Here is a 17,525-nt window from a genome sequence, read left to right as displayed (position 1 = left end):
GGCCCACCGGTATGAACTCGGCGGATCCGGCCCGAAACGCCACGGAGTCGCACTCGGCCGAGTGCGACTCCGTGGGGCCTGGTGTCAGTCCAGCGGACGGGCCAGCGCCTCGTCGGCCTTCCCCGGCAGCGGCACGACCGCCGCCGGAGCGTCCGCGCCGCGGGCACGCAACCCCAACCAGATCAGGACCACGCTCGCCAGGGTCACCACGACGTTCACGATGAGCGCGCGGTGGAGACCGTCCAGTTCCACCGCCTGGGTCGCGGCGACCGCGCTCAGGATCGGGATGCCGACCGTGACGGCCACCTGCTGGGTCATCGCGGTCATGCCCGTGGCCAGGCCCTGCTCCTCATTGGGCAGGCCCGAGGTTCCGGTCACGGTGTAGGCCACGATGGAGGTCACATGCCCGAAGAACGCGATGAACAGCGCGGGGATCACGATAGCGATCGCCATCCGGTCGGTACCGAGAAAGATCAGCGGAACGATCGCCAGGCCCTGCACGGACATGCCCACGGCCAGCACCTTCCGGCTGCCGTGGCGTCCGATGGAGCGCCCGGCGATGACCCCGGCGACCATGGCCGCCAGGCCCGGGACGCCGAAGACCAGGCCGGTGATCAGCGGGGAGTAGTGCAGGACGTTCTGAAGGTAGAGGGTCATCAGGAAGATCATGGCGGTGCCCATGGAGAAGGTTACGAGACCCCCGTAGTTGCCCCACTTCACCGTCGGCCGCTTGAGGATGCGCACCGGGGCGAGCGGCGCGGGCGAACGCAGCTCGATCATCCAGAACGAGGCCAGCAGAACCACGCCGATGACGGCCGAGTAGATGTTCGTCTCGATGATCGCGTAGATGACGGCGAGCAGACCGCCGGCCGCGGTCACCGCCCCGGGCACGTCCATCTTCACCCGGTCGGGGACGCTGCTCTCCCTGATCAGCGATGGGGTGAACGCCAGGATGACCACCACCACCGGGACGTTGATGAAGAACGCGGCTCGCCAACTGAGCAGGCTGACCAGGACTCCGCCGACCAGCGCGCCCACCGTGAAGCCGCCGGAGAGCAGCGCACCGTTGAGGCCGAGGACCCGGTCTCGCTGCGCGCCTTCCGCGAAGGTGCTGGTGAGCAGGGACAGTGACGCGGGGATCGCCATCGCGGTGGCGAAGCCCTGCAGTGCGCGGGCGGCCAGCAGTACCTCGGCGTTCTGGGCGAACCCGCCGAGCAGTGAGGCCGCGCCGAGCAGCGCCAGCCCCGTGATGAAGAGCCGGCGGCGGCCGAACAGGTCGCCCATCCGTCCGAAGAGGAGGGCGAAGCCCGCTGCGGGGAGGGCGTAGGCCGAGGTGACCCAGGGCAGCCCGGACAGCCCCAGCCCGACGCCCGCGCCGACTTCGGGCAGCGCGACGTTGAGGATCGAGAAGTCGACGGACAGCATGAATCCGGACCCGAGCAGGAGGAATAAGATCATCCGTTCCCTGCTGGTGAAACGTGGAACTGAGCTCGCTTCGCTCTTGCCTGCATCGGTCGTCATGAGATGGTTCCCTCGATCGAGAGTCCGATTTCGTGAACGGTCACCGCGTCGGCCGACCGTGCCGCCCGGCGGCACGCGTCACCGAGCGCCGGGCCGACGCCTGATAGGCCGTCAGCCCGGTGCCCCTGCCGGGGTGACCTGGAGCTGGGGAGTGCTGGGAACTGCCGCCCCGTTCCCGTCGTTCGCCCGGCGGGCAGGCCGTGCGACGGACGGGAACCGGACGACAGGGGCTAAGGGGTGTCTTGCCGTTCCGCTGCCTCGGCGATGTGCTTGATCTTCGCCAGACGCCGATCCCAGTCGGCGGCGAGCATGGTCATCCACCGCGCCGTCGCGTCGAGGGTCGCCGGCTTCACCGCGTACCGCACCTCGCGTCCGACCCGGCTGCCGGAGACCAGTCCGGCGGCGTCCAGGACGGCGAGGTGTTTGGCCACCGCCTGTCGTGATATGGGAAGACTCTCGGCAAGCGTCGTCGCCGTGGCCTCGCCCTGTGCGGCGAGCAGTTGCAACAGCTCGCGTCGCGTGTTGTCGGCCAGCGCGACCAGCACGCTGTCCACCACCCCGACGGAGCCCTGGCGTTCGTCCGTCACACGGACGACGCCTCGACGCGCGTCCTGACCGCGTCGAGCACCTGGGGCCAGCCGTCGGCGTTGTCGCTGTGCGCCTTGGCACGCAGATCCTCGGATCCGGCCAGCGCCGCAAACCCGCTCTCGACGACGCGCAGCCGCGTCTTGTCACCCTCGGCGGTGAGCGTGAACTCCACCAGAGTGCTGTTGTTGTCGCTCAGCTCCTCACCGGGGAACGCGCTGGCCCAGCGGTACGCGACGTAGGTCTGCGGCTCCACCTTCTCCACCCGCACGGGGAAGCTGCCGTGCTCGGGGTTCTCGGCCACCGTCGATTCGCCCTCGACGGCCACGGTGCCGGACGCACTGGCCGGGTCGGCGACCCAGAACCCCGGCTCGGTCACCAGTGACCACACCCGGCCGACGGGGGCTGCGATCAGGGTTTCGCGTTCGATCAACCGTTCGCTCATGAGGGACTCCTTCATTGGTGCTCTTGCCAGCAACCCGATGGTTGCACATCGGATCGTCAGGCGCAATCGAAAGGTTGCGTTCAGTGGGCGGGGCGCGGTACTGCCGCGGAGGGGGTGCTTCGTCAGGTCTGGGTACGCGTGTTGCCGCGCTTTCGACAGCGGTGGCGCGTCGCGCAAGAGTTGGGTTGCGTAAGGGTCGGGCCACGTGCAACACTTTGGTTGCGGAATCCGACGGACCAGCCGCCGGGCAGGCCGGCTGGTCCTCGGCGACGGGTCGGGCGCGCGGTGAGGCAACCTGCGGCTTCCCGGCCGGACGGCACCTTACGGTGGAGGTCTCCGCGGCCGGCCGGTGCCATCGGGCGGTGGGCGTCGAGCGCGCCGCCGAGGCGGACGACTTCACACAGCACCGAGAGGCGTGGCGTGGCGACAGCCGCTGCCGTGACCTCGGATCACACATCAAGGAGATTCGACATGGCGACACTGAAGCCCGGAAGCATGCTGGTCGGCTCGACTCGTCCCGAGGAACTGCGGGCCTGGTACATCAAGGCGCTGGCTCCGGGGTTCACCGGCGAAGGCCCGATCGACCTGGGCGGCTTCCACCTGGTCGTCTGCGAGCGCGACGACATCGACGCGAAGAACGACCAGCCGGGTCGCTCCATCGTCAACTTCCATGTCGACGACTTCGACGCGGTGGAGGCCCAGCTGAGCGCGGCCGGCGCGGAGTGGATCTCGGTCGACGACCGGGAGCCGGGCAAGTTCGGTACCTTCTCCGACCCCGACGGGAATTACCTTCAGATCATCCAGTGGAAGTAGGACGCCCGAGGCCGGGTGTTCTCGCAGCCCCTCTTCCGGTCCGACACGGACCGGAAGAGGGGCTGCCCCGTGTGCGCTGCTCCCCACGCCGCGTCCGTGCGTAGACAGCGGCGCTTCCCTCGGAGCCGTGCGGCGCCGGTTCGTGCCGACGGCGGTGGAGGCCGCCGGGGCGTCCGGTTTCCGGCCGGCCTCAGTCCTGCTCCGCGCCGTAGGCGTGGGCGTAGTCCACAGTCCGCGGTGGCGGGAAGCGGGTGACGAAGTCGCACACGACGACATGAGTGGGGACGATGGTGATCACGGCCATCTCGCTGGTGCTCTCCCGTTTCACCCGCATCCACTCCTCCATCCGCGCCTCGTCGCCGATGCTCCGGCGGGACGCGTCGATGTGCTCCTGGGGGATCCCCTGCCGGATCTCGACCGAGGCTGTTCCGCGTACGTTCATGATCAGCGGTGTGTAGGTGGTGGTGTCGACCGTGAAGGCGACCTGCGGGTGCGCCGTGAGAGCCTTGACCTTGTACGCTCCGGTCGGGGTGGCGAAGACGAAGGCCTTGCCGTTCCAGATGTAGGAGACCGGCACCGCTCTTGGGTGGCCGTCCAGCCCCACGTAACCGAGCCGCATCGGGATCGGTGCCTCGATCAGCGTCCGGATCACCGGGTCAGTTTCCATCAGGTGCAGGATCTCGGCGTAGTTCATGGATACCGCTCCTTCTCGCCGGGCGGAACTCTCGGTCCTGTCTCTTGGGCGTCGTGGACGCCCGCTGTTGTCATCGTGCCCGGCCACAAGGGGGCGGGCCGCGGTCACACGGCGGCTGTGGGCTCCGGTACCTGCGGGAGCCAGGACACGGCGTCGTCGCGGAAGTGCTGGTTCCGCGGAACGAACACAGCGTCGTCGTCCAGGCTCATGATGGTCACGAAGACGGCGTCCGAGCCGTCGTCGAGCGCGCACACCCGGGAGCCACAGTCGCCGCAGAACCCGCGCCCGGCGCCCGGCGAGGTCGCGTACCAGGTGGGCTCGCCGCCCGGACCGTCCCAGACGAAGGCGGACAGAGGGAGGCCCACATAGGCCATCATCGGGCCGCCGGAGAGCTTCCTGCAATGCGAGCAGCTGCACACATGGGGATAGAACGGCTGGCTCTTCGCGCTGTACCGGATCTTCCCGCACAAGCAGCCGCCGGTACGGGTCTGCTGCTGGTCGATCTCGCTCATCTTGGTGTCCCCAGGCTCTCGGTCCGTCGGTTGTGCTGCGGGAAGCCCGCCGTCGTCGGCGGGCTTCCCTGTTCTCTCGGGGCGTCGGGCAGGGGTCAGAAGGTGCGCTCCGCCACCCGGACCCTCTCGACGTTCTCCAGTGCGGCCCGCAGCGCGGCGGCCGGCAGGGGAGCCCCGAGGGCTTCGGTCCGGTCCTCGAAGGCGGTGTTCTTGTCGGCCATGTAGAGCCAGGTGTAGGCGGAGGTCTCCGGTTCGATGCGCCAGCTGTCCGCCAGCGAGCCCACGTCGACGGTGTCGAAGCCGATCGTGTGGATCAGCGCCGACGCTCCGGACTTCACGGACGCGTCGTTGCCGGCGATGGCCACGGCGCTGCGCTCCGGATGGCCAGAGGGACGGGCGAGCTGGGTGATGTGGTGGGCCAGGATGCCGCTGAACGCCTTGACCAGGTGGACCCCGTCGAAGTGCTGCTGGATCAGTTCGCTGGTGGTCAGCTTCTCCGAGTCCAGCTCTTCGATGCGGCCGTCGCGGATCGGGTAGTAGTTGCTGGTGTCCAGCAGGGTCCGACCCCGCAACGGCGCCGCCGGGACGGACCGGTAGTCGGTGACCGGCAGGGCCATCACGACGAAGTCACCGGCTCGTGAGGCCTGTTCGACGGTACCGGCCGTGGCCAGCGGGCCCAGGTCCGCGACGAGGCCGGCGAGGCTCTCGGGGCCGCGGGAGTTGGACATCACGACCGGAATGCCGTTCCCGACGGCGAGCCGGGCGATCACTGTACCCATGACTCCGCTGCCGATGATTCCAAGGGTGGACATGACGACTCCTCAGGGTTTTTGGTGGACTCTCTCGTGCCGGGGACGGCTCGGCACCGGTCAGATGTAGTAGGTGTTGGGCTCCAGGCCGCAGAGGATCCGGCCGTAGGTCTCGGCGTTGACATCCGGATTCATCATCGCGTGCAGGCCGAAGGTCTGGAGGTCGTTGGCTATCTGCTGCACCGGCACCTTGGTGTAGGCGGCGGAGCCGCCGCTGGACGAGGCGAGGATCTCCACCGCTTCCCGGGTCAGCCGCACGGCCGAGCCCTCGTCCGCGCGGCTGCGGCCGCGATCCGACATCTCCCAGGGCTCGGCCGAGGCGCACTTGGCGTCCAGCTGGGCGGCCAGCCGGGTCGCGTGGAACTCCGCCTCGTCGAGCTTCATCGCCGCTTCGGCGACCCGCAGATGGGTCACCGGGGCCTCGCTCTGGCTCGGGTACTCGGTGTAGGTGATCTTGCGGCCGGGGAGCCGCTCGAAGAAGAGGTCCCGCACCGCCTTGCCCATGCCGACGGCGACCCCGACCGTGGACGCCGCTCCCACCGTGATCAGCGGAGCGCGGTACATCGGCGAGTCGGCGTTCAACTTGGAGACCGACTGGCCACCGAGCACCATGGGCGCCGGCAGAATGCGTTCCTGCGGGATGAACAGGTCCTTCGCGGTTGTGGTGACGCTCCCGGTTCCGCGCAGGCCGCCGGTGTGCCAGTCGTCGACGATCTCGAGCTCCGACACCGGGACCGGGCCCATCACCGGGTACGGCTGCCCGTCCGGGTCCAGGAATATCGCCGCGACCTGCTGCCAGGTGCTGCTGAGAGCGCCGCTGATGAACGGCCACGAGCCGTTGACCAGGACGCCGCCGGGAACGGGGACGGCCGTCGCGGTCCCGGGTCCGATGGTGGCGCAGAGCCCTGTGCCGGACTCCGCGAACACCTCGTCCTGGACCTCGTCCGGGTACAGACCCACGCTCCAGCCGGCGATCCAGGAGCTGGCCACCACCCATGCGGCGGACCCGTCGGCCTTGGCTATCTCCTCGGCCACCGCCACCATGGTCTGCGCGTCGCTCTCGTACCCGCCGTAGCGCAGCGGGATACGCATCCGGAAGACACCCGCGTCGCGCAGGGCGTCTACCGAGTCAGAGTGCAGTCGGCGGTTCTCTGCCGACCACGCGGTGTTGGCCCGCAGCACGGGCGCGATCGCGGACACCTGCCGCACCAGCTGTTCCCGGGTCGGGATGACGGGAGTTGACATGACTTCTCCTTAACGGGCTTGTGGGATCAGAGATCAGACGAAGAAGGCGTTGAACGCGTCGATGACGGCCTGCGGCGCCTCCTCGACGAAGTAGTGGCCCGCGTCCGGCACCAGCACGACCCGCACGTCGCTCCCCTGGGTGGGCAGCGTCGCCTCCATCTGCTTGGCGAACATGCCGTCGGCGAGGTTGGAAACCAGGCCGAGCATGGGCGCGCTCACCTGCCCGTAGGTGCCGAGGTCGGCGATGTCCTGGCCGAACGTCTGGTACCAGCCGTTGCCGCCGCGGATCCCGTCCGCCGTGTCGTAGGCCCGGGTGTAGACGGCCCGGTCCGCCGGGGTCACCGCGCCCGGGTCCAGCAGGAAGTTGTCGAAGACCCAGGCGATGAGGAAGTGGGCGCGTCCGGCCAGCAGTTGTTCGGGCAGGCCGACGACCTGGTTGAAGGCGAACCACCACGGGAAGAAGGGCAGGCCCGGGGCAGGCAGCACGGGGATCTGGTACATCGACGCGTCCGGGTGGAGCACATCGAGCAGGGCGACCCTGCGGGTGGCCTCCGGGTGGTTGACCGCGAAGCTGAAGGCGACCTGTGCGCCGACGTCGTGGCCCGCGATGTCCACCTGGTCGTAGCCGAGGGCGCGGACGAATCCATGGACTACCCCGGCCATCGTCTTCTTGTCGTATCCGGTGGCGGGCTTGTCCGAGCCGCCCATGCCGGGGAGGTCGAGCACGATGACCCTGCGGCCGGCCGCGGCGAGGGCGGGCATCACCTTGCGGAATTCCCACCAGGTCTCCGGCCAGCCGGGTAGCAGGACCAGCGGAGTGCCCTCGCCGCCGGCGACGTAGTGGAGGCGGAGACCGTTCACGGTGGCGTATTCGCTGCTGAAGCCGCCGTCCAGGGAGCTCGCGAGTTCGGCATCGGTCGGGACGCCCGGGGCTTCCCCGCCGGTGTCCGGTGTGCTCGTACTGCTGCTGTTCGTCGTCACTGTTCCCACTCCTCGTCGTCGTGGCCGAAACAGGTGTGCGAAGGACCGGCCCACGGGCTCGGTGCTGCTCAGCCATCATCGAAGATGGGAATCCCCCCGGCCTCTTCCTACGTGCCCTCCCTCGTTCCCGGGTGGGCGGACGTCGGGTTCGGGGCATGCGTGCTCAACGGCTCGGCAGGCCTGTTCTCCCTGCCCTGCCGTATCCGGGAGGCGCGACGACGTACGGGGCAGGGCCGATCAGCGGCCCTGCCCCGTACCCATGACGTGGAACCGAGTCAGGGCAGCTTCTTCAGTCCGGTCTCGGTCAGGAGGTAGCCGGGCGCGACCGCGGCCGCCTCCGTCCGAACCAGCTCGACCATCGCTGAGCCGGCGATCTCCGGGGTGAGGAGCGGCCCCATCTGCTTCAGGTACTCCTCCTCGGACCGGCCGTCGCGAGCCGCGTACGCGCGGGCCGCCGACCTGCCCAGCTCGGTCACCGGGGTGATCCGGGGAAGCACCGCGGAGAACGTGATGTCCAGTCCGGCGCGCTTCGCCTCGTCCTGGGCGTATCCGGTGATGAAGCGCTGGGTGGCCTTGGCGCCGGCGTAGCCCCCGGAGAGCGGCGAACCCGCCATCGCGGCACCGCTGCTGACCACGATCACCCTGCTGCCGGGCCGCAGCGGAGTGAGCAGGGCCTCGCGCAGCCAGTGGAACGCGATTCTGACATCGGTCTGCCAGTTGACCGAGAAGGTCTCCCAGGTCTGGTGTTGCAGCGGACGCATGTGCGGGCTCGCGCCGGCCGCCAGGACGACCACCTCGGGCCGGTATCGGTCGAGGAGGCTGCCTGCCACTGTGGGGTCGCCGGCGTCGGCGAGTTCGGGAACGGTGTTGCCGGCCGGATCGGTGATCGGCGCCGCGGTGCGCGAGACGGCGACCACTCGGGAACCGGCCTCGGCGAAGGCCGTGGCGATCCCGTGGCCCAGGCCGCGGCTCGCGCCGACGACGATGGTGGTCTTGCCGGACAGGTCGCTCATGATGTCCTCCAGGTGATGGGCGTGTCCGGTCGCGGACGGTCGAGAACTCCGGACCGGGACCTGTCGCGGGGAGGCAGCAGGTCCCGGAGCCGGAGTCACGGGCCCTCCCGGCTGTCGCCGGAAGGGGGTAGTCGACGAGCTACGACTTGAAGCGTGTCCCGTTCCACCAGTTGTTGCCGGGCACGGCTGCGTCCTCGCTGTCGTAGCTGTCCTTGTAGCGCCACCAGTCCCAGGGGTGCTCGAGCTCGTCCTCCTGCCGGCCCAGGGCGGTGATGTCCAGGTAGTTGTAGAAGTTCTTGAAGATGTCCCCGCCCCGGTCGAAGACCGAGTAGGTGTGGAAGACGTCGTCGCCGTCACGGATGAACGCGCTCACCCCGGGCGACTCGCCCATCTCGGTGGCGGCCTCGAAGTCGTAGTTGAAGTCGTTGCCGAACGACGAGTACCAGGGGTACTTCCAGCCCATCCGGGCCTTGAAGGGTGCGAACTTCGCCAGCGGCGCCCGGGAGACCAGGGTGAAGCTGGTGTCCCGGGCCCACATGTGGGCGAGTTCGCCGACGCTGTCCGTCTGCATGGAGCAGCCGATGCAGCCCTCGTCATCGTCCGGGCCGAACATGAAGTGCCGGACGATGAGCTGGCGGCGGCCCTCGAACAGGTCGAGCAGCGTCGCTGTGCCGTCCGGCCCTTCGAAGAGGTACTCCTTCTCCACCTTGACCATCGGCAGCTTCCGGCGCTCCGCGGCGATCATGTCGCGGGCGTTGGTGACCTCCTTCTCCTTCTCCAGGAGCGCCCTGCGGGCCTCCAGCCACTCCGATCGGGAAACTATCTTCGGAAGGTTCATCGGTTCTCCCTGGGGGGTCTGCTTCAGAGTTGCGATTACCGGCCGGTCCGCTCGCGGGCCAGAAGACTGCGGCGCTCGATCTTGCCGACCGGCGTGCGGGGGATCTGATCGATGAACTCGATCCGCCGGATCTTCTTGTAGGGGGCGACCCGTTCGGCGACGAAGGCCATGATTTCCTTCGGCGTGACCGGTTCGCCGGTCACCACGAATCCCTTGGGGATCTCGCTGGCCTCCTCGTCGGGCACGCCGATCACCGCCGCGTCCGTGACCTTCGGGTGCGACATCAGGACCGCTTCGAGTTCGACAGGGGACACCTGCTGGCCCTTGTACTTGATGAGTTCCTTGATGCGGTCGACGAGGAAGAGCTCTCCGTTCTCGTCCACATGGCCGAGGTCGCCGGTGTGCAGGAAACCGTCCGGTTCGAGCACCTTGGCGGTGGCCTCCGGGGCATTGAGGTAGCCCTTCATCACATGCGGGCCGCGGATGAGGACCTCGCCGTCCTGGTTGTGCCCGAGTTCGTTGCCGGTGGTGATGTCGACGATCTTGCACTCGATGTTGGGGGAGTTGGGGCCGACCGACCCAGATGCCACCGGGTCGGCGAGCTGCATGAACGAGACCAGTGCCTCGGTGAGCCCGTATCCCTGGCCGATGCTCACGCCCAGGCGCCGCCGGCAGAGCTCGGCCGTCCCGGGGTCGAGCGCGGCGCCGCCGGAGACGATCGAGCGGAGCGAGGAGAGGTCGTACCGGTCCGCCAGCGGGCTCTTTGCGAGGAGGACGGCGATGGTCGGCACGACGTAGAGGCGTGTGACGCGGTGGTCCTGGATCGCGTTGAGGTAGGCCTCGGGGTCGAAGCGCGGCATCGTCACGAGTGTCGCGCCCTGGAGCAGACTGGCGTTCATCGTCATGATCAGGCCGAACGCGTGGTGAAAGGGTGGGACGGCGAGCACCGTCTCGTGCTCATCGAGGGGCGCGACCAGACTGGTCTGGAGGACGTTGGCGATCATGTTCCGATGGGTCAGCAGCACCCCCTTGGGGTAGCCGGTGCTACCGCTGGAGTGGAGCACGGCCACCACGTCGTGCGCCGGGTCGACGGCCGGCTCGGGCGGCACACCGTCGGTGAGCAGCGCGGAGAACGACGTGGCGCCCTCCGCCTCACCGAAAACGATGATCTCTTCGACTTTCGTTCGCGCGGTCACTGCCGCGGCCTTGACCACCTCGGACGGCATGGTCACCAGCAGGCGCGCGCCGGTGTCGTTCAGGTGGGCGGTGAGATCGTCCGCCGTGTCGAGGGGATTGAGCACCACCACCGTGCCGCCCGCCAGGGCGGCGGCGTGAAACGCGATCGGATACGCGGGCACGTTCGGCGCGAGGATGGCCAGCACGTCGCCCTTGCCGAAGCCGCGGGCATGAAGCCCGGTGGCTGCGCGGCGCACCGCCGATGCGAGCTGGCCGTAGGTGTGACCGTTCTCCCCGTTGATGTCGACCGTCGCCAGGCGGTCCGGGTACTGCTCCGCCTGTCGCAGTATGTAGGCGGTGAACGTGGTCTCGGGGACGTGGACGCGTGGACGTGGGCCGGTGAAAATCACGACGCGGCTTCCACCCGGCTGTACGTGCTCAGGCCGGGCTGGTAGTCGCGCTTTTCGAACTGCTTGAGCGCCACGTTGATCCACTCGTTGCCGCTGAGACGGGAAAGCTCCCAGAGCTTCGCCTGGTCGTAGTCGATCGACGCCGGGAGGTCCATGGTCGTGGTGCGCTCATAGACCTGCTTCGCCAGTTCCAGGGTGATCGGGTTCTTGTTGATGATCCGTCCGACGATCCGGTCGGTCTCCGCGTCCAGTTGATCCGCCGGCACGGCCTTGTTCACCAGCCCGTACGTCTCCGCCTGCCGCCCGGTGAGAGTGTCCCCGGTGAGGATGTAGTACAGCGCTTGCTTGCGCGGCAGGTTGTGGGTGGCCGCCCAGGTGGCTCCACCCGCCGGGAAGATGCCGAAGTTGATTTCGGAGAGTCCGAACTTCGCGGTCTCCGTCGTGATGGCCAGGTCGCAGATCCCCGCGACCAGGAACCCACCGCCGAAGGCGTACCCGTTCACCTTGGCGATGGTCACCGCGGGAAAGGCCTTCAGCCGCTTGAACCAATTGAGCGCCACCAGATTGGTCCGGTAGAACAACTGCGGGTCATCGAAAGGCTGCAGGAAGCACTCTTCGAGGTCCATTCCGGAGCTGAAACTGTCACCGCTGCCGGTTACGACGACCGCCTTTACCGTTCCGGCTGCCTCGATCGCGTCCAGGGCCTCATTCATATCCAGGTGCATCTGCGGATTCATCGCGTTCTTCTTGCCCGGCCGGTTCAGGTAGATCGTGGCCTTCGGTCCGTCGATCTCGACGTTCACCGTGTCCAGCGTGATCATTTTTTTGGCCTCTTCTCCAGACGAAGTGCGCACGCGCACAGCAATTCACCAGTCCACCGTCCGTGGCTCCGGCCACGGATCCGAGCATCACACTTTCTGTAGCGGGTCGACTTCTCCCAATGTGCTTTGCCGTGAATCGCTGCGGGGCGCTCCGAAGCGGTGCCGGCGGCCAAGGTGCCTCTCCGGGGTCGCACGCGCGCGGATGGCCTTGCCACCGGCGAGATCCCAGCGCGCCTTGCCGAGAACTGAAGAGAGCAATTGGGAAGAGGCGAGCTCGGCGGGCTGGGGGCAGTCTGTTGCGTGGGAGGCACGTAGGCGGGCCAGTTCCAGATCGTGAGCAGCGGGAGAGTGCTGGTTCTGCTCGTGCCGGGGGAACTCAGAACGTGCTTTCTCGCTGGTCTCGGATTTCGGTCGCTGCCTCAGGGTGCTGCCGCACGCCGACAACTGTTTCTGTGCTCTTTCCGCACAGTCGAGAAACAATCAGGGAGGAACTTCCTATGGATCACTCCGGCATGCCTGGGATGGCACCCACCGTTTCGACGGTGGACACCGTCGGCGCTGTTCTCTTCATCGGCTGGGCCGTCGCGATGTGGGCCGCCGTCGCCGTGCTCGCGGTCGGGAACCGGAAGGCGGTGAAGCCGTGGCTGTACAAACTCGCCGTAGGGCTTGTGGGCGTTGGCGTGGTGGGCCAGATCGGCCACTTCCAGGAACATGTCACACAGGCGGGCTACTGGATCGCCCATCCCTACGCCCCGGCGTGGATGACTCCGTGGGCTGACAGCTTTGCCCGTGGGATGGGCCAGGTCGACGCCGGCAAGCCCGCCCTCGGGATGGAGATCCTGCACCTGGTCGGCAACTTCATCTTCCTTGCCGGACTGGTCGGCATCGTGCAGATTACGCGCCGGGTCACCGGGCAGCTGAAGGCACGCAAGTGGGCCAGGATGGGCGTCTGGATGCAGGGCATCCACGGCATCGAGCACGTCGTGCTGACGGCTTCCGTGGCTCTGGGCGCGAGCCGGGCCATCGGGCTGTCCACCTGGTTCGGTGCCATCGAACCGGGCCCGGCACTGGTGACGTACCGGGTGTGGTGGCACTTTGTGGCCAACGCGGTGGGCACGGTCGTCCTCGGCATCGCCGTCTATCACCTCTGGAAGGAGAAGCGGGCGGTCAAGGAGAGTTTCGGTCTCCTGAGGAATGTGGAAACCGCGGCTGCCCCGGCCGGCTCCGAGGAGGGTTCCGCGAGCGCACTCGAACCTCTGGGGCGCCGCTGACGGGCGGTGGCTCCCGGGCCCGGTCATCGCGCGGAGCGTGTGGCCGGGCCAGTTCGAAGCCGAGCTTTCGCAGTGCGATCCGGCCCGGTCAGGGTAGCCGCGCTCCTCGATGGGGCTCCGCCCCCTGGGGTCGAGTGCGTACTTCGGGAACCCTTGCACCGGCGGTGGTGGCCCCTGTGGAGTGCGATGAGCATGACGGGTAACCAATAGGGCGCCCGTGTTGATGAGTTGAGACTTCGGATGTCTCCTCGACGCACGGGCGCCTCGTGCGCTGCGCCTCCGCACCGTCACCTCATCCGTGGCCACTGCGAATTGCTCACTCATGGGCGCGATCCGGGTCCTGGCCCGTGAAAGCCGCGGCCCTGGTGGTTCGAGCACTTCAGCGATTTTGTGCTGCACATTCTCGGCGTCGTCGCGAGAGCCGTGCACAAGCACCACGAAGCCGTGCTCGATGAGCGTGGGCAGGGGGTCGTGGACGGACGGCGGGACCACGAGAACCGCCGGCCGACGCTACGACGTCGGGCGGAGCGCCGACGTGGCTGTGTCGAACAGCGGCGGAGACAGGCCACCGCACCGCGACGTTCCGGTGCCGACAAGAGCTCCGGCCCCCAACTTCGGTCAGAAATCCGGACTTGAGGAACCACCTCATCACGGCCACGACGATGCGGTGGTGATCGGAGCCGGGAGCGCGTGGACGCGTCCCGGTTCTGCCGGGCCGCCCTCGAACACCCGCGAACGGCCCCCGGCTCCACCAGCAGGTGAAGCCGGTGAAACCCGTTCGGGGCCGGAGATTTATTCCGCATCGCGCTGAACACCGCCATCGGAAGCGGTACTGTAAACGCGATTTTCGGCCATCTTCTCTCGACATCCATCTCAAACCGCAATTTTGAAGATGCGGAAGGTTTCGAACAGTTAAACGATATCCGTCGGCCATACTCGGCCGCCCCGGCGCAGGCCCGGTTCGTAACGTTCGGGAAGGTGTACCGCCACATGAGGGAGCCGCCGCGCGACCGGTGCAGAACGAGCAGGCACCCCAAAGCGAAGCCGTCGACCTGCAAGGTAACTCGCTGTGATGAACGCGTCGGTGGGTCGAGGTGCGCTGCGACCGCTCACCGGAACAAACCCGATCGGGATTCCGAAATTCCCGACAGGCAATTGGCGATTTCATGCACATCCGAATGCATTATTAGCATCCAAAGCCGGGGGATATGGATGGCCACAGAGGCAGCGATCGAGCGCAGCATAAGAGCCATGTGGAATCACCACGCCGACCCGCTCTCCCTGGGACAACTGGCGGACACTGCCTTTTACAGCAAGTTCCACTATTCACGGATGTTCAACGAGGTGACCGGGACGTCGCCGGGCCGGTTCCTCGCCGCGATCAGACTGTTCATGGCCAAGCGGCACCTGCTGGAGACCGCGGCCAGCGTCTCGGACATCACCCACCGGGTGGGCTACAACAGCCTGGGCACATTCACCAGCCGCTTCACCCGCAGCGTCGGCCTCGCGCCGACCAGGTACCGGTTCCTGGCTCGCGGCGGCATGCCACCGCTCGCCCTGCCGGCCGCCCAGACCCGTCACGGGTTGTCCACTGTGGCCGGACGACTGCACTTCCCGGCAGACGTCGGCCCGGTCCGGGTCTATGTGGGCGCGTTCAGCACCCCGATCATGGAGGGACTGCCGCGCTCCTGTGACATTCTGGACGAGTGCCGCCCGTACCGCCTGAACGTCCCCGACGGGCTGTGGTTCATCCGGGCGGCCGCCGTGATGCTGCACGACGGCGCGCCTGGCCCGCAGGTCCGCCTGCCGAGGCTGATCGGCTCTGGGTGGGCGGTCCGCGCCCGCGGAGGACGCATGTACAACGCCGATGTGCAATTGCGGGCGGCCACCCAGCTCGACCTGCCGATCCTGCTGGCTCTGCCGGAACTGGACGGCCCGTACCACCGGCCGCTGCACGCCGCCCCGTCCGGCGAGGCCGGGGTCGCCGACAGCGGGTTCGGTCGGGCTCCCTGCACGGGCGACTGGCAGGCGGATCCGTGGGGTCGGGCCGGAGCGCACCGGCTGCGGGCCGTGCAGGAGGGCTCACCATAGGCGGAACCTGCGCCCGGCCCCTGGGAAACGGGCAACAACGGACGCGAGCCGGCCGGGCGGCCCGGGGCCCGGCCGAGCGGTCCGGCGAGGAAGCGGTGGCCTCGCCGGACCGGTTGCCGCCGCACGGACCCCGCCGGACGCCGCCTTGGTCATCGCACCCGTGAACCATGAGTACGGCCTCGGCTACCTGATCGCCGCCGTGATCCTCGGCGGTCTCATCCAGATCGCCCTGGGCGCTCTGGGGGTGGGGAAGCTGATGCGGTTCGTCCCGCGCAGCGTGATGGTCGGCTTCGTCAACGCCCTGGCCGACCTGATCTTCATGGCACAGGTCCCGGAGATGCGGGGCGTCCCGTGGGCCGTCTACCCGCCGATCATCGTGACGACCTTTGTGGTGGTGGCCAGGTCCAGGTGCGGATCGAACATGGCCCGATACTTCGTGGGCGGCGAATGCATGGACACGAACCGCACTTGCGGGGTGCCGACGGGGACGTGGGACGCCACCGTCACCGCCGCTCCTCGGACGTTGCGAGGCCACTCCGGCGACAACTCTCCGTGAAGGATGACGGATGCTCAGACATCTCTGACGTGTCGTCAACGATTCAAGATCATCTTGCACATGTGTTGCACAAGGCGCTGAAAAACAACAGTGGTCAATGGAGGGTCGTGAAGGTGAGTACCGCAGGTCAGCTGGGATATTTAGGTGTCGTGCCCCTTGCCTTCAAGGGGCACGACACCGCGCCGGTCAGATGTCCCGGAAGATCTCGATCTGCGCGCCCACCGAGTTGAGCCGCTCGGCCAGCTCCTCGTAACCGCGGTTGATCACATAGACGTTGCGGAGTACGGAGGTGCCCTCCGCCGCCATCATCGCCAGCAGCACCACCACGGCGGGCCGCAGGGCGGGCGGGCACATCATCTCGGCGGCGCGCCAGCGGGTCGGGCCCTCGACCAGGACCCGGTGGGGGTCGAGGAGTTGGAGGCGGCCGCCGAGGCGGTTGAGGTCGGTGAGGTAGATCGCGCGGTTGTCGTAGACCCAGTCGTGGATCAGGGTCTGGCCGTGCGCGGCGGCGGCGATCGCCGCGAAGAACGGGACGTTGTCGATGTTGAGGCCGGGGAAGGGCATCGGGTGGATCTTGTCGATCGGGGCCTCCAGCTTGGAGGGCCGCACCGTCAGGTCCACCAGGCGGGTGCGCGCGTTGTCGGCGGCGTACTCCGGGGTGCGGTCGCAGTCGACGCCCATCTCCTCCAGGACCGCAAGTTCGATCTCCAGGAACTCGATCGGCACCCGGCGGATGGTGAGTTCGGACTCGGTCACCACCGCGGCGGCCAGCAGGCTCATCGCCTCGACCGGGTCCTCGGAGGGGGAGTAGTCCACGTCCACGTCGATCTGCGGGACCCCGTGCACGGTGAGCGTCGTCGTGCCGACGCCGTCGACCCGTACGCCCAGCGCCTCCAGGAAGAAGCACAGGTCCTGGACCATGTAGTTGGAGGAGGCGTTGCGGATGACGGTGGTGCCGTCGTGACGGGCGGCCGCCAGGAGGGCGTTCTCGGTCACGGTGTCGCCGCGCTCGGTCAGCACGATGGGCCGGTCCGGGGAGACGGATCGGTCGACCTGCGCGTGGTACAGGCCCTCCGTGGCGGCGATCTCCAGGCCGAACCGGCGCAGCGCGATCATGTGCGGCTCGATCGTGCGGGTGCCGAGGTCGCAGCCGCCCGCGTACGGCAGGGTGAACTGCTCCGTCCGGTGCAGCAGCGGACCCAGGAACATGATGATCGAGCGGGTGCGGCGCGCGGCGTCGGCGTCGATCGCCTCCAGGTCCAGCTGCGCGGGCGGCACGATCTCCAGGTCCACGCCGTCGTTGACCCAGCGGGTGCGCACCCCGATGGAGTTCAGCACCTCCAGGAGCCGGAACACCTCCTCGATCCGGGCCACCCGGCGCAGGACCGTCCGCCCCTTGTTGAGCAGCGAGGCGCACAGCAGCGCGACGCAGGCGTTCTTGCTGGTCTTGACGTCGATGGCTCCGGAGAGCCGCCGGCCGCCGACGACCCGCAGATGCATGGGCCCGGCGTAACCGAGCGACACGATCTCGCTGTCGAGGGCTTCGCCGATGCGGGCGATCATCTCAAGGCTGATGTTCTGGTTGCCGCGCTCGATGCGGTTGACGGCGCTCTGGCTGGTGGCGAGCGCCTCGGCCAGCTGCGTCTGTGTCCAGCCCCGGTGCTGACGGGCGTCACGGATGAGCTTGCCGATGCGTACGAGGTAGTCGTCTGACATGACGGCAGGTTATCTCAGATATGAGATG

At 68.0% G+C, this 17,525-nt stretch carries 16 protein-coding genes and 1 pseudogene; 4 read left to right on the top strand and 13 right to left on the bottom strand.

From position 1 onward, the window contains the following. Window positions 1–84 precede the first annotated feature (84 nt). The 3 genes from ACH4KB_RS11975 to ACH4KB_RS11965 all read right to left on the bottom strand — a co-directional run bounded on the left by ACH4KB_RS11975 (window position 85) and on the right by ACH4KB_RS11965 (window position 2,551). Window positions 85–1,458, bottom strand: coding sequence for an MFS transporter (locus tag ACH4KB_RS11975; RefSeq protein WP_282685253.1), 1,374 nt, complete (start codon window positions 1,456–1,458; stop codon window positions 85–87). Window positions 1,459–1,751: 293 nt separating this feature from the next. Beyond that, on the bottom strand, window positions 1,752–2,108 hold the full coding sequence (locus ACH4KB_RS11970; protein WP_096627470.1) for a metalloregulator ArsR/SmtB family transcription factor: 357 nt from the start codon (window positions 2,106–2,108) through the stop codon (window positions 1,752–1,754). Next, a complete protein-coding gene (locus ACH4KB_RS11965) occupies window positions 2,105–2,551 on the bottom strand; it encodes an SRPBCC domain-containing protein (protein ID WP_096627469.1) in 447 nt (148 codons plus the stop codon). The genes ACH4KB_RS11970 and ACH4KB_RS11965 overlap by 4 nt, the downstream gene beginning before the upstream one ends. A gap of 471 nt (window positions 2,552–3,022) precedes the next feature. Between ACH4KB_RS11965 and ACH4KB_RS11960 the strand changes: the two genes are divergently transcribed. Further along, on the top strand, window positions 3,023–3,364 hold the full coding sequence (locus ACH4KB_RS11960; RefSeq protein ID WP_096627468.1) for a VOC family protein: 342 nt from the start codon (window positions 3,023–3,025) through the stop codon (window positions 3,362–3,364). A gap of 190 nt (window positions 3,365–3,554) precedes the next feature. On the opposite strand, the gene ACH4KB_RS11955 is transcribed toward ACH4KB_RS11960, so the two are convergent. The 9 genes from ACH4KB_RS11955 to ACH4KB_RS11915 all read right to left on the bottom strand — a co-directional run bounded on the left by ACH4KB_RS11955 (window position 3,555) and on the right by ACH4KB_RS11915 (window position 11,845). Next, window positions 3,555–4,058, bottom strand: coding sequence for a pyridoxamine 5'-phosphate oxidase family protein (locus ACH4KB_RS11955; protein ID WP_398065840.1), 504 nt, complete (start codon window positions 4,056–4,058; stop codon window positions 3,555–3,557). A 104-nt stretch (window positions 4,059–4,162) separates the two neighbouring features. After that, on the bottom strand, window positions 4,163–4,570 hold the full coding sequence (locus ACH4KB_RS11950) for a GFA family protein (RefSeq protein ID WP_398065839.1): 408 nt from the start codon (window positions 4,568–4,570) through the stop codon (window positions 4,163–4,165). A gap of 95 nt (window positions 4,571–4,665) precedes the next feature. Continuing rightward, window positions 4,666–5,382, bottom strand: a complete 717-nt coding sequence (locus ACH4KB_RS11945) for an NADPH-dependent F420 reductase (RefSeq protein ID WP_103516768.1) — start codon at window positions 5,380–5,382, stop codon at window positions 4,666–4,668. A 57-nt stretch (window positions 5,383–5,439) separates the two neighbouring features. Further along, window positions 5,440–6,624: an acyl-CoA dehydrogenase family protein gene (locus ACH4KB_RS11940; RefSeq protein ID WP_398065838.1), complete on the bottom strand. Its 1,185-nt coding sequence runs from the start codon at window positions 6,622–6,624 to the stop codon at window positions 5,440–5,442. A gap of 33 nt (window positions 6,625–6,657) precedes the next feature. Then, a complete protein-coding gene (locus tag ACH4KB_RS11935) occupies window positions 6,658–7,605 on the bottom strand; it encodes an alpha/beta fold hydrolase (RefSeq protein WP_398065837.1) in 948 nt (315 codons plus the stop codon). 275 nt (window positions 7,606–7,880) lie between these two features. Next, on the bottom strand, window positions 7,881–8,618 hold the full coding sequence (locus ACH4KB_RS11930; RefSeq protein WP_398065836.1) for an SDR family NAD(P)-dependent oxidoreductase: 738 nt from the start codon (window positions 8,616–8,618) through the stop codon (window positions 7,881–7,883). Window positions 8,619–8,757: 139 nt separating this feature from the next. After that, window positions 8,758–9,456, bottom strand: coding sequence for a DUF899 domain-containing protein (locus tag ACH4KB_RS11925; RefSeq protein WP_282685283.1), 699 nt, complete (start codon window positions 9,454–9,456; stop codon window positions 8,758–8,760). Window positions 9,457–9,491: 35 nt separating this feature from the next. Continuing rightward, window positions 9,492–11,042: an AMP-binding protein gene (locus ACH4KB_RS11920; protein ID WP_398065835.1), complete on the bottom strand. Its 1,551-nt coding sequence runs from the start codon at window positions 11,040–11,042 to the stop codon at window positions 9,492–9,494. Next, the gene (locus tag ACH4KB_RS11915; RefSeq protein ID WP_398065834.1) at window positions 11,039–11,845 is read right to left on the bottom strand and encodes a p-hydroxycinnamoyl CoA hydratase/lyase; all 807 of its coding nucleotides are present in this window, start codon (window positions 11,843–11,845) and stop codon (window positions 11,039–11,041) included. The genes ACH4KB_RS11920 and ACH4KB_RS11915 overlap by 4 nt, the downstream gene beginning before the upstream one ends. 515 nt (window positions 11,846–12,360) lie before the next feature. On the opposite strand from ACH4KB_RS11915, the gene ACH4KB_RS11910 reads away from it, so the two are divergent. The 3 genes and pseudogenes from ACH4KB_RS11910 to ACH4KB_RS11900 form a co-directional block, all read left to right on the top strand. Next, window positions 12,361–13,134, top strand: a complete 774-nt coding sequence (locus ACH4KB_RS11910) for a DUF6008 family protein (protein WP_398065833.1) — start codon at window positions 12,361–12,363, stop codon at window positions 13,132–13,134. A 1,251-nt stretch (window positions 13,135–14,385) separates the two neighbouring features. Then, window positions 14,386–15,225, top strand: coding sequence for a helix-turn-helix transcriptional regulator (locus ACH4KB_RS11905; protein ID WP_398065832.1), 840 nt, complete (start codon window positions 14,386–14,388; stop codon window positions 15,223–15,225). A gap of 139 nt (window positions 15,226–15,364) precedes the next feature. Next, window positions 15,365–15,601 (top strand): annotated as a pseudogene (locus tag ACH4KB_RS11900) (SulP family inorganic anion transporter); the annotation flags it as partial. A gap of 366 nt (window positions 15,602–15,967) precedes the next feature. Here ACH4KB_RS11900 and ACH4KB_RS11895 read toward each other — a convergent pair. Next, window positions 15,968–17,497, bottom strand: a complete 1,530-nt coding sequence (locus tag ACH4KB_RS11895) for a UDP-N-acetylglucosamine 1-carboxyvinyltransferase (RefSeq protein ID WP_018956948.1) — start codon at window positions 17,495–17,497, stop codon at window positions 15,968–15,970. Between the last annotated feature and the right edge of the window lie 28 nt (window positions 17,498–17,525).

Origin of the sequence: Streptomyces sp. NPDC017520, from assembly GCF_044329855.1 — a bacterium.
Classification (GTDB): Bacteria; Actinomycetota; Actinomycetes; order Streptomycetales; family Streptomycetaceae; genus Streptomyces.
This window is presented reverse-complemented; position numbering and strand designations above follow the sequence as displayed.

What these genes read in the sequence shown, in the direction of transcription:
- ACH4KB_RS11975 (WP_282685253.1), bottom strand. Translation starts at nt 1,458, where the DNA reads ATGATCTTATTCCTCCTGCTCGGGTCCGGATTCATGCTGTCCGTCGAC.
- ACH4KB_RS11965 (WP_096627469.1), bottom strand. Translation starts at nt 2,551, where the DNA reads ATGAGCGAACGGTTGATCGAACGCGAAACCCTGATCGCAGCCCCCGTC.
- ACH4KB_RS11960 (WP_096627468.1), top strand. Translation starts at nt 3,023, where the DNA reads ATGGCGACACTGAAGCCCGGAAGCATGCTGGTCGGCTCGACTCGTCCC.
- ACH4KB_RS11955 (WP_398065840.1), bottom strand. Translation starts at nt 4,058, where the DNA reads ATGAACTACGCCGAGATCCTGCACCTGATGGAAACTGACCCGGTGATC.
- ACH4KB_RS11950 (WP_398065839.1), bottom strand. Translation starts at nt 4,570, where the DNA reads ATGAGCGAGATCGACCAGCAGCAGACCCGTACCGGCGGCTGCTTGTGC.
- ACH4KB_RS11945 (WP_103516768.1), bottom strand. Translation starts at nt 5,382, where the DNA reads ATGTCCACCCTTGGAATCATCGGCAGCGGAGTCATGGGTACAGTGATC.
- ACH4KB_RS11940 (WP_398065838.1), bottom strand. Translation starts at nt 6,624, where the DNA reads ATGTCAACTCCCGTCATCCCGACCCGGGAACAGCTGGTGCGGCAGGTG.
- ACH4KB_RS11930 (WP_398065836.1), bottom strand. Translation starts at nt 8,618, where the DNA reads ATGAGCGACCTGTCCGGCAAGACCACCATCGTCGTCGGCGCGAGCCGC.
- ACH4KB_RS11925 (WP_282685283.1), bottom strand. Translation starts at nt 9,456, where the DNA reads ATGAACCTTCCGAAGATAGTTTCCCGATCGGAGTGGCTGGAGGCCCGC.
- ACH4KB_RS11910 (WP_398065833.1), top strand. Translation starts at nt 12,361, where the DNA reads ATGGATCACTCCGGCATGCCTGGGATGGCACCCACCGTTTCGACGGTG.
- ACH4KB_RS11905 (WP_398065832.1), top strand. Translation starts at nt 14,386, where the DNA reads ATGTGGAATCACCACGCCGACCCGCTCTCCCTGGGACAACTGGCGGAC.
- ACH4KB_RS11895 (WP_018956948.1), bottom strand. Translation starts at nt 17,497, where the DNA reads ATGTCAGACGACTACCTCGTACGCATCGGCAAGCTCATCCGTGACGCC.